This is a genomic window from Bacteroides sp. AM16-24 (genome assembly GCF_003471885.1).
Lineage (GTDB): Bacteria > Bacteroidota > Bacteroidia > Bacteroidales > Bacteroidaceae > Bacteroides.
Genome location: NZ_QRKI01000011.1, coordinates 176,444 through 186,914, shown reverse-complemented (window position 1 = coordinate 186,914; position 10,471 = coordinate 176,444). Strand labels below are relative to the sequence as shown.

Annotated in this window: 5 protein-coding genes and 1 tRNA gene; 4 read left to right on the top strand and 2 right to left on the bottom strand. The window is 41.1% G+C overall.

Features of this window, described 5'->3' with window-relative positions; all coding sequences use genetic code 11:
• Positions 1-38: 38 nt before the first annotated feature.
• Positions 39-114 (bottom strand) — tRNA-Lys (locus DW182_RS14190).
• A 165-nt stretch (positions 115-279) separates the two neighbouring features.
• Between DW182_RS14190 and ettA the strand changes: the two genes are divergently transcribed.
• The 4 genes from ettA to DW182_RS14170 all read left to right on the top strand — a co-directional run bounded on the left by ettA (position 280) and on the right by DW182_RS14170 (position 8,752).
• Positions 280-1,977 carry an energy-dependent translational throttle protein EttA gene (gene ettA / locus DW182_RS14185; RefSeq protein WP_007663415.1) on the top strand — a complete coding sequence of 566 codons (1,698 nt, stop codon included), beginning with the start codon at positions 280-282 and terminating at the stop codon, positions 1,975-1,977.
• Positions 1,978-2,201: 224 nt separating this feature from the next.
• Positions 2,202-4,910, top strand: coding sequence for a TonB-dependent receptor (locus tag DW182_RS14180; protein ID WP_118295911.1), 2,709 nt, complete (start codon positions 2,202-2,204; stop codon positions 4,908-4,910).
• Positions 4,911-4,937: 27 nt separating this feature from the next.
• A complete protein-coding gene (locus tag DW182_RS14175) occupies positions 4,938-7,382 on the top strand; it encodes a choice-of-anchor J domain-containing protein (RefSeq protein ID WP_118295910.1) in 2,445 nt (814 codons plus the stop codon).
• A gap of 68 nt (positions 7,383-7,450) precedes the next feature.
• Positions 7,451-8,752: a DNA/RNA non-specific endonuclease gene (locus DW182_RS14170; protein ID WP_118295909.1), complete on the top strand. Its 1,302-nt coding sequence runs from the start codon at positions 7,451-7,453 to the stop codon at positions 8,750-8,752.
• Between the two features lie 603 nt (positions 8,753-9,355).
• On the opposite strand, the gene DW182_RS14165 is transcribed toward DW182_RS14170, so the two are convergent.
• Entirely contained in the window at positions 9,356-10,468 is a 1,113-nt protein-coding gene (locus tag DW182_RS14165; protein WP_118295908.1) for an endonuclease/exonuclease/phosphatase family protein, read from the bottom strand.
• Positions 10,469-10,471: the final 3 nt, after the last annotated feature.

Sequence of the window (10,471 nt, the reverse complement as noted above, 5' to 3'; positions counted from 1 at the left end):
TTGAAAATAAAAGGCCTTCATTGCTGAAGACCTTCCTTTGGTGATCCGCCTGGGGCTCGAACCCAGGACCCCAACATTAAAAGTGTTGTGCTCTACCTGCTGAGCTAGCGAATCAAACCTTTATTGCTGTTAAGCGGGCGCAAAGATAGAGACATTTTTTGGAAAAGCAAAAGGATTTCTCTTTTTTTCTTATCTTTGCCAAAGTTTTGTGGCAGATTGCGAAGAGCGCTGCATAGTATTAAAGTAAATACATTATTAATATAATACACTTAAAACTTTATGGCAACAGTTGACGATAAAAAGATTATCTTTTCTATGGTAGGGCTGAACAAGACCATTCAGCAGAACAATAAGCAGGTGTTGAAGAACATCTATCTTTCGTTCTTTTATGGCGCAAAGATCGGTATCATCGGTTTGAATGGTTCCGGTAAATCTACCTTGCTGAAGATTATCGCCGGGTTGGACAAGTCTTATCAGGGCGAAGTGGTATTTTCACCGGGTTACTCAGTAGGCTATCTGGCTCAGGAGCCTTATCTGGATCCTACAAAAACTGTAAAAGAGATTGTAATGGAAGGTGTGCAGCCCATTGTAGATGCATTGACTGAGTATGAAGAGATCAATCAGAAGTTTGGTTTGCCTGAATACTACGAGGATGCTGATAAGATGGACAAGCTATTTGCACGTCAGGGAGAGTTGCAGGATATTATCGATGCAACTGATGCCTGGAATCTGGATAGTAAATTAGAGCGTGCTATGGATGCCCTTCGTTGCCCGCCCGAAGATGCAAGCGTGGAACATCTTTCTGGAGGTGAACGCCGTCGTGTGGCACTCTGTCGCCTGCTGTTGCAGAAGCCTGACGTACTGTTGCTGGATGAGCCTACCAACCACCTTGATGCTGAATCTATCGATTGGTTGGAGCAACATTTACAACAATACGAAGGTACGGTAATTGCTGTTACTCACGACCGTTATTTCCTTGATCATGTAGCAGGCTGGATTCTTGAACTCGACCGTGGTGAAGGTATTCCTTGGAAGGGTAACTACTCCAGCTGGCTGGAGCAGAAGACCAAGCGTATGGAAATGGAGGAAAAGACAGCCAGTAAGCGCCGTAAAACATTGGAACGTGAGTTGGATTGGGTACGCATGGCCCCTAAGGCACGCCAGGCAAAAGGAAAAGCACGTTTGAACTCTTACGATAAGTTGATGAACGAAGACATCAAGGAGAAGGAAGAAAAACTGGAAATCTTCATTCCTAATGGTCCGCGTCTTGGTAATAAAGTTATCGAAGCAAAACATGTGGCAAAGGCCTATGGTGATAAGTTACTGTTTGATGATCTCAATTTTATGCTTCCTCCCAATGGCATCGTTGGTGTTATCGGTCCTAACGGTGCCGGTAAAACTACGCTGTTCCGTCTGATTATGGGATTGGAAACTGTAGATAAAGGTGAGTTTGAAGTAGGAGAGACCGTAAAGGTGGCTTATGTAGACCAGCAGCATAGTGATATTGATCCGAACAAGAGTGTTTATCAGATAATCTCCGGTGGTACGGAGCTGATTCGTATGGGCGGTCGCGATATTAATGCCCGTGCGTATCTTTCGCGTTTCAATTTCTCCGGTGGCGATCAGGAAAAACTCTGCGGCGTACTTTCCGGTGGTGAACGCAATCGCCTGCATCTTGCTATGGCATTGAAAGAGGAAGGCAACGTACTCTTGCTGGACGAACCTACCAATGACATAGATGTAAATACCCTTCGTGCTCTTGAAGAAGGTCTTGAAGATTTTGCCGGATGTGCTGTAATCATCAGTCACGACCGTTGGTTCCTCGATCGTATTTGTACTCACATTCTTGCGTTCGAAGGAGACTCCAATGTCTTCTATTTCGAAGGTTCTTATTCAGAATATGAGGAAAATAAACAGAAACGTTTAGGAAAAGAAGAACCTACCCGTGTACGTTATAGAAAGCTGATGAATGACTGATAACAGTGAGAATCTGATAGCATAAATTATATTTTGATGACAAATAGAAAGCCCTGCAAAAAACTTGTAGGGCTTTATTGTTATAAAAAGTCTCAATAACTCCTATCTACTCTGAAATTTTGTAGCAGAAATGTAATACAAATCTAAATCTTATTAATTATATTTGCGTCTTAAAACAGTATTTAATAATTAATTAACACTTTTAATTAACAAAAAACAGAAGTATGAAAAAACATCTAATTCATTTCCTGTTAGTGGCTGTGCTGTCTGTATTCAGTGCTGCGGCATTTGCCCAGACTACAGTGAGGGGGCAGCTTGTTGACTCGGAAACAGGCGAGCCGTTAGTGGGCGCTGCTGTTATGGTAGAAGGCACTTCACAAGGAACTGTGACTGACATTGATGGTTATTTTAAGCAAAGTGTTGCTCAAGGTGGGACATTGGTGTTCAAGTATGTAGGTTTCAAAGACCTCAAGAAGAAAATAACACAGAAGGGTGCTTCTGTTGATTTGGGTACTATCAAGATGGAACCGGATGCTGTGATGCTAAAGGATGTGGTGATTACTTCGTCTATAGCTGTTGCTCGTAAGACTCCGGTGGCTTTATCTACAGTAGATCCTACGTTTATTGAAGAAAAGTTGGGTACACAGGAATTTCCTGAAATTCTGAAATCAACGCCAGGTGTACATGCCAATAAGCAGGGCGGCGGTTATGGCGACTCTGAAATCTACATGCGTGGTTTCGGTCAGGAAAATGTGGCCGTAATGGTGAATGGTGTACCTGTCAACGATATGGAGTGGGGAGGTGTATATTGGAGCAACTGGGCAGGGCTTTCTGACGTAACCCGTACATTGCAGACACAACGTGGCTTGGGAGCCAGTAAGGTATCTGCACCTTCAGTAGGTGGTACAATTAATATTGTAACTAAAGGTCTTGAGTCGAAGAAAGGTGGAAGTGTTTCTTATGCTATGGGTAATGATGGCATGAACAAGATCCAGTTTAATATTTCTACAGGATTGACGAAGAATGGTTGGGCTTTGACTTTGCTTGGTGCCAAACATTGGGGAGACGGTTATGTACAAGGTACTAAGTTTGAAGGTTACAATTACTTTATCAATTTGGCCAAGCGCATCAACGACAATCACCAGTTACAATTTATGGCTACCGGTGCACCGCAGCATCATGATCAACGTGATAAAGGTGCTGGTTTGACTATTGCTGATTGGGAAATGACAAAGCGTACTTATGGTGTTGCGGATAATAAGTATAACCCTTCGTTCGGTTACCGTAAAAATGGAGAAGCTTATAATGCAAACCATAATTATTATCATAAACCACAGATCAGTTTAAATCATCAGTGGGAGATTGATCGCAAATCGTCGCTTTCTACCTCTTTATATATGTCATTGGGACGTGGTGGCGGTTATTCCGGTCAAGGTAATGATAAATTCTCTCCGTATAGCTATTCTTCTTGGAATGGTGCTTATAAGGGAGTGCTAAATACTACTTTCCGTTGCCCGGATGGTACTTTTGACTATGCTGCCATTGAAGATTATAATGCTTCTAGTGAATATGGTTCGGCATTGGTAATGTCTGAATCTAAGAACGAACATGTTTGGTATGGTTTACTTTCTACTTATACGACTAAGTTCGGTGAGAATTTCGATTTTTATGGTGGTGTGGATTTTCGTTATTACAAAGGTACGCATACTAATGTGATTTCTGACCTTTTTGGTGGTGAATACTATATGGATAATGCAGACCGTTTGAAGGTGAAAGCTGCCAATAATGCCGCAGCGGCCGATCCTATGTGGGCCTATGAAAAACTTTATGTAGGTGACGTGGTTTATCGCGATTATGACGGTCATGTGATGCAAGAAGGCGCTTTTTTCCAATTGGAATATAATAAAGACAAATTGGCTGCTTTTGTCTCAGGTTCTCTTTCTAACACTGGCTATTGGCGTGTAGACCGTTTCTACTACGACAAGGCGCATGAGAAATCAGAAACCGTAAATTTCTTGGGCTTTACTGCTAAGGGAGGTGCTAACTATAATTTGACCGAAAATCACAATGTATTTTTCAATGTGGGTGCTATTAGCCGTGCACCAAAATTCTCTTATGGTGCATTTATGCAAGCTACTAGTAGCAATGCTACTAATCCCAATGCTGTGAATGAAAAGATTTTTTCTGCTGAGTTGGGATATGGGTTTCGTAATCGTATGCTAACTGCTAACGTCAATCTTTACTATACTAAGTGGATGGATAAAACAATGACTACTGGTACAGATTTGGGTTATACGCGTGCTAATATCAATATGTCAGGTGTAGAAGCTACTCACATGGGAGCGGAACTTGATTTGAAGTTTAGGCCTTTTAATTGGATGGAACTGACGGGTATGTTCTCTTATGGTGATTGGAAGTGGGGTAGCAACGCTAAGGGATATTTCTTCTCTGAGCAAGGTGGACAGCCTCTTGACAGAAACGGTAATGTTACCGAACTGTTAGGACCCGATCATGCGTGGGCCATTATCAATATGGATGGTGTACGTGTGGGTGGTTCGGCTCAGACTACAGCTGCGGTTGGTTTGAATGTAAATGTGAATAAAGATATTCGTGTAGGTGCAGATTGGACTTACTATGGTCGCAACTATTCATATTATCAAGTAGATGGTACATTGCTTAGCATTAATAAAGAAAATACACTAGATGACCCATGGAGAATTCCCGCTGCAAGTATGATAGACTTGAATGCTTCTTGGAAATTTAAAATTGGTGGTCTGGATGCTGTATTCTCGGGTAATGTGAATAATTTACTGAACTATCAGTATATTGAAAAGGCATGGAATCCTAAAGGTAAGGTTGCTACAGACGAGAATGTATATGTGTTCTATACCCTCGGGCGTACATATAGCCTCCGTTTGAGAGTTAATTTCTAATCATGAAGATTATTTAAGAAGAGAATTATGAAAAAAAATATAGTTACATCGTTTGTTTTGCTGGTGCTGTTAGCGGCCTGTAACGATGATTACAATGATCAGTTTGATATTAATAGTGGATATCAGGATGTGAAAAACATCACTATGACGCTGCAGACTTCAGACTATGCTTCTATTGCCGGTGATAAAACCAATCAGGCATTGGCGTTGGCTAAAGATCCGGAAGGAAAGACAGGTTTGGAAGCATTGGAAAGTGTGGGAAAGAATGGCTATTTTACTGCCGATGCTACTGCTGATGAATACATTCCTGCTTTTTTGGCTGAGAAGTATCCTAATGCAGATATTAAATCAAAGTTCACTGTTACATATAATCAGTATCAGACTCCGTCTGCTTATTTGAAAGACTTTACTGATATATCTGGTTATACACTAGAGTCGGAAGACTATGATGGCGTGTGGGGGGACAAGGTAAAGGCTTCTTATCTTTCACCAGCCACTGTAAGTAAGATTCCCGCTATTCTGAAAGAAAAAGTAGCAAGTGCAGTTGCAGGCGATATGGTAGTCGTAGACTATGCTTATTCTGAAACGGAACCTAGTATTGGTGGTGGCGGAGGAGGTTCTTCTGAACCTACTTGGACTCAGGTTGCAGCAGTGCCTGTACGTGCAACAGGAAAGAGCTGGGATTTTGTGAATATGGGCGCTATTGATCTTTCTGCATGGAAAGGACAAGTGGTGAACATTGCTTTCAAATATACCAGTACTGATACAGGGGCGGCTACGTGGGAACTGAAGAATGCTAAAGTGCTTTCTGTGCCTTATTTGGACGTTTATTTATTTGCTGAAACCGCCGATGGCACATTTGCCAAGGTGTCTAAAAGCGGTGCTTTTGGAGGAGCGGGTAAATATGTGATTGCTTCGTTGGGTGCTGATGGACAGTATTATCCTTTTGGACGTTTGGATGATGGAAAGACATATGGGTATATGTATCCCGATCCTATAAAGGTGGAAGCTGGCGTTATTGCAGTTGCTGATGCTGCTGATTTTATTATTACGCTTGAAGCTACTGAAGCAGGTTTCAATATTAAGAATGTGTTGGGGCAGTATTTTTATATGAGCGGTAATTATGACAGTTTTAACGTAACTACCGAAGTTGGTACAGAGGGATACGACTGGACAGTTACTTCTGCGGGCGGTGCGGATTTGTTTACTATCACCAATGTTCAGAAAGAGAAAAGCGTGAAGTTGAATTACTATGTAAATAAGGAAGGTGTTGCTCAGTACTCATTTGGTAGTTATGCTGCTTCTAAGGTTAATGATAAGACATATTATACCAATTCCTTATTGGGAGATATGGGTGGCTTTACTTTCTATGATGTTAATACTGGTGGTTTGGATTTTATATGGCAGAATACAGATAAGTTTGGTTTCAAAGCTTCTGCTTTTGTTAACAGTGTAAATCATGCGTCTGAATCTTATTTAGTATCTCCTGCGATCGAGATAGAGGAAAATGCAGTATTGCCTTATATGACGATGGATGAGGCTATTAATTTTGGCAGTCCTGAGGCTCTTACGGTCTGGGTTTCTACGGATTATGCTGTATCAGCAAACACTCGTACTATGACTCGTGCTTATGTAGCATCTAACACTTCCTCACTTTATCGTTATAACGGTGAGAGTTGGTCTCTTTACTCCAATGATGATGCCAAGGTGGCTGTAGTGGAACCTTCAGTTTATGCTTCCATAGGTGCTTCATTTATTGCAGAACCCGAATTGGTATTGCCTGTTTACCTAAATGGTAAATATCCATATGCTGTTGATGCTGATCGTGCAGTGGTGGTTTACAAGAAGAAGGCTGATGCTTATGGTGTGGAAGAATTCACAAAAAGTGCGGGTAACTGGATTGCGACTCCCGAAAGTGTGGAACAAGCTACAACATTTACACTTGACAAAGACGGTATATCTGCCAAGATAAGCGTTTATATTGATGAATCGCTGAATGGTAACGAAGCCGGATTCAAGGCTCAAGATGTGTTGCTGAGCGGTGGTATAAGTTTTGTTTGGGTAAATACTACTTCCTATGGCTGGAAGGGGGCAGCTTTCAGTAACCAATGCAATGCAGCCGAGAGTTGGTTAGTATCTCCTGCTTTTGACTTCCGTAAGGGGGTGGCTCCAGTGATGACCTTTGATGAGGCTGTCAATAAACTGGGTACCAATGCTACTGTGGCTGATCATTGTTTTGTGAAGATTTCTATTGATTATAAGGATGATGTGACAAAGGCTACATGGGAAGAAATACAACTTGAGAAACGCCCGGCAGGTACAGACTGGAATTTTGTGAATGTGGGAAATATAGATCTTTCTAAATATGTAGGTAATATCGTACGTATCGCTTTCCAATACGTATCTACTGAGGAGAGTGCACCAACGTGGGAAATTCAGAACATTTTGATCAAAGAAAAAGACGCTGAGTAAATATTTTGATTAACTGGAGGTGACAAGCTTTGTATGAAGCATTTGTCACCTCCCTTTTTATATAATATATGAAACTATTTAATAAACTTTTTTATATAAGTCTCTTTCTCTGGACTTTAATGGCTTGTGACACAGATATTGTTCCGGATAATGGTTACATAGAGACTACGCAGAGTGATGCTTCCACCTTTGTAATGCAAGGATACGAAGATTCTAAAAAAGGTTTCAATGTGTTTAATCCTGAAGGATCTTCTCTTCCGTTTTATCTGAAAGAGAAGACTTTTTATGGTTCCCATTTCTATTTCTTGGAGGATGGAAGCACACGGCTTGATGGTATGGCAGAAGCATCTGAGCAGGGAGCATGGAGCCATATGGCTGAGGTGATCGAAGGTAAATGCTATTGGGTACGCTATGGTGAATATCGTGTATATAACTATATGAAGTTGCGTGTGGCCTATATCGACGGTAACAATGTGGGAATAGAGTATGTCCTGACCGATCAGACATCCGTAGGACCAAATATTAATGCTAATGAAGCTTATTTAGTAGATTTTCCTTCGGTACTTAATTTGGAGATGCCGGCTGTTAATGAGGTTAATGGAATTTATCGTGAGCATTATGTGAACTATAATGATCAGTATATTATGAATCTGGCGACATCTTGGAATGCGGAACTTCGTCATTCGTCGTGGGTGGCTTTTTACTTTGATAAGCTAACCGCACAGGACAATGTAAAGCGTACTGATGCTTGGGGATGGGATTCTGCATACAACTTTGATACAATGGGAGGAGTAGAAGAAGCTGATCACAAGAGTGATGGTTTCGATAAAGGGCATATTTGCGCCAGTGAAGATCGTGTATATTGTAAGGAAGCGAATGAACAGACTTTTCTTTATACAAATATATCAGCACAGATAGCTTCGTTTAATCAGAAATATTGGGTAGGACTGGAGCAGTTGATACAGAAATGGGGACGTTCCACTATAGGTAATACTTATGATAAGGTATATGTGGCAAAAGGTGCCACACTCAATAAGTTGCTCACAGGCTTTACTGGTACCGTAAAAGGTGGTGATGGCAAATATCCTGAAACTGATGCTAACGGTAGGACAATTCATGGTTTAGTTTGTCCGGCATATTACTATATAGCTCTTCTTTCTGAGAAAGACGGTGTGTATAATGCTATTGGTTTTTTGGTACCTCATTCAGAGACTTTGCCGCAGAAACCTACAGCTGATGACTTCAAGGCTTATGCGGTGAGCATTGACAGACTGGAGGAAGAAACAGGAATTGATTTCTTTTGTAATCTGGTTGATAGTGTGGAGAATGCAGTGGAAGTTGCCTGTGACTTTGATGCTTGGATTTGGTGAAAATAATTTTATGTTTGAATGACTAATATTATTGAATGTTAAAATCTGAGTTAGGCATGGTTGGTGTCTAAAGTTTCTTGTCAATAGTTTTGAGGAAAAAATAAAAGAAAAACCGTACCTGATTTTATTTCTCTAGTACTTATTTTTGCAGAATGAATAATATACCAAATATAACTCAAAAGGGATTGTTGGTTATTCTTTCTATTTGATAAAAAGTGTTGAGTTAAAACGAGACTGAACTCTATTTTTTTTAGAGTTCAGTCTCGTTTTAATCATTTGTATCATTATGAAAAGTCCTTTCTTTACTGTAGTATCTTATCGATAGGAAACGCTTGTTTTGCCTTTTTCTTAGCGGAAATGAAATTTTATAGGGGAAATTTTGTATGAAATAGGAGAGTGGTCTTTCTTTGAAGACATTTTAGTCTAATTTTTCTCCTATTGGGAAAAAATATTTCTCCTACTGGAAAAATGAAACCTCATCCTCAGCACATAGTACATTTCCCTTTCATGGAAATTCTGTTTATCCCAGATGGTAACTTAGTTTCTTCCACACGGTAACTCCATTTACATGCTGGGGTATTTTTGTACATGAATGATTTAGATTTATTTCTTTATTTTCATTTCCATCAGTACCGGGTTGTGGTCACTACATAAGTCCAGGTCAGGCGAGTAGTAGCGGTATCCCTGAATGGTGGGTGAATGGAAAATATAGTCGATACGCAACAAACGTTTGAAGTAGCGGAAGGTATACATGTAACCCCGTCCACTGGTGCGGAACCCGTCTTTAAGTATATCACTTAATTCTGTATAGGTGTAGGAAGACGGCAAAGAGTTGAAGTCACCGCACACTACTACGGAGTAAGGACTGGCGAGGGCCAGTTGACGGATACTGTCTGTCTGTTCGGCACGCTTCACAAAGTTGTCGTGCAAAGTGTTGATAGCACCTTGTACAACTTCCACTTCACGACGGGTGTCATTCGTATTGTTAAGACCGCGTTCCCATTTCCGACGGTTTTGATTGACACTGGTAGTCTGCAGGTGGTTGTTGAGCAGACGGACAGTGTCTCTTCCTAATATGATATCGCACTGCATGCTGCAGTTGGCACTTTGCGGATAAGAAATAAATCGGGGATTGATGAGTGGGTAACGGCTGAATACGGCGATAGGAAGCACTCCGCTGATGGAGTCTTCAATGGGTATCAAGGCATATCGCCAGTGGGAAAATACATTGCGGATGCTGTCCATCGGAAAGTACTGATTGTCGCCGAACTCTTGGAAGCAGAGTACATCGACTTCTTGTTGTTTCATGTAGTGGGCAATCTCTTTGCAGGAGTAGCCGGTGATCTCGGTACCAAAATTGCCGACATTATAAGTGGCTACTTTCAAATATCCATCGGCATAGTTACTACTGTAATGTCCTTCAGGGATTTTTTTTGTGAAATTGAATTGAAAAACGGAAAGTATATAACCGTAGTTGAAAGCCAATGCCGCAAAAGGGATGAGGATCCAGCGACTGCGGGCAAATGCCCAACAGATGGCAACCAGTAGATTGCATATCAGTAATATTGGAAGAGCTAATCCCAATACAGGCATATATTTGGAATTAGCAGGATCAAAGTTCCCGGAAAAGGCGGAGATAATAGTAACAGTAGCCAGAATGACTGTCAGGATCACTGGAATACTGCGGAAGAGACTGTGAATTTCAGATTTTCCCATGTT

What these genes read in the sequence shown, in the direction of transcription:
- DW182_RS14180 (WP_118295911.1), top strand. Translation starts at nt 2,202, where the DNA reads ATGAAAAAACATCTAATTCATTTCCTGTTAGTGGCTGTGCTGTCTGTA.
- DW182_RS14170 (WP_118295909.1), top strand. Translation starts at nt 7,451, where the DNA reads ATGAAACTATTTAATAAACTTTTTTATATAAGTCTCTTTCTCTGGACT.
- ettA (WP_007663415.1), top strand. Translation starts at nt 280, where the DNA reads ATGGCAACAGTTGACGATAAAAAGATTATCTTTTCTATGGTAGGGCTG.
- DW182_RS14175 (WP_118295910.1), top strand. Translation starts at nt 4,938, where the DNA reads ATGAAAAAAAATATAGTTACATCGTTTGTTTTGCTGGTGCTGTTAGCG.
- DW182_RS14165 (WP_118295908.1), bottom strand. Translation starts at nt 10,468, where the DNA reads ATGGGAAAATCTGAAATTCACAGTCTCTTCCGCAGTATTCCAGTGATC.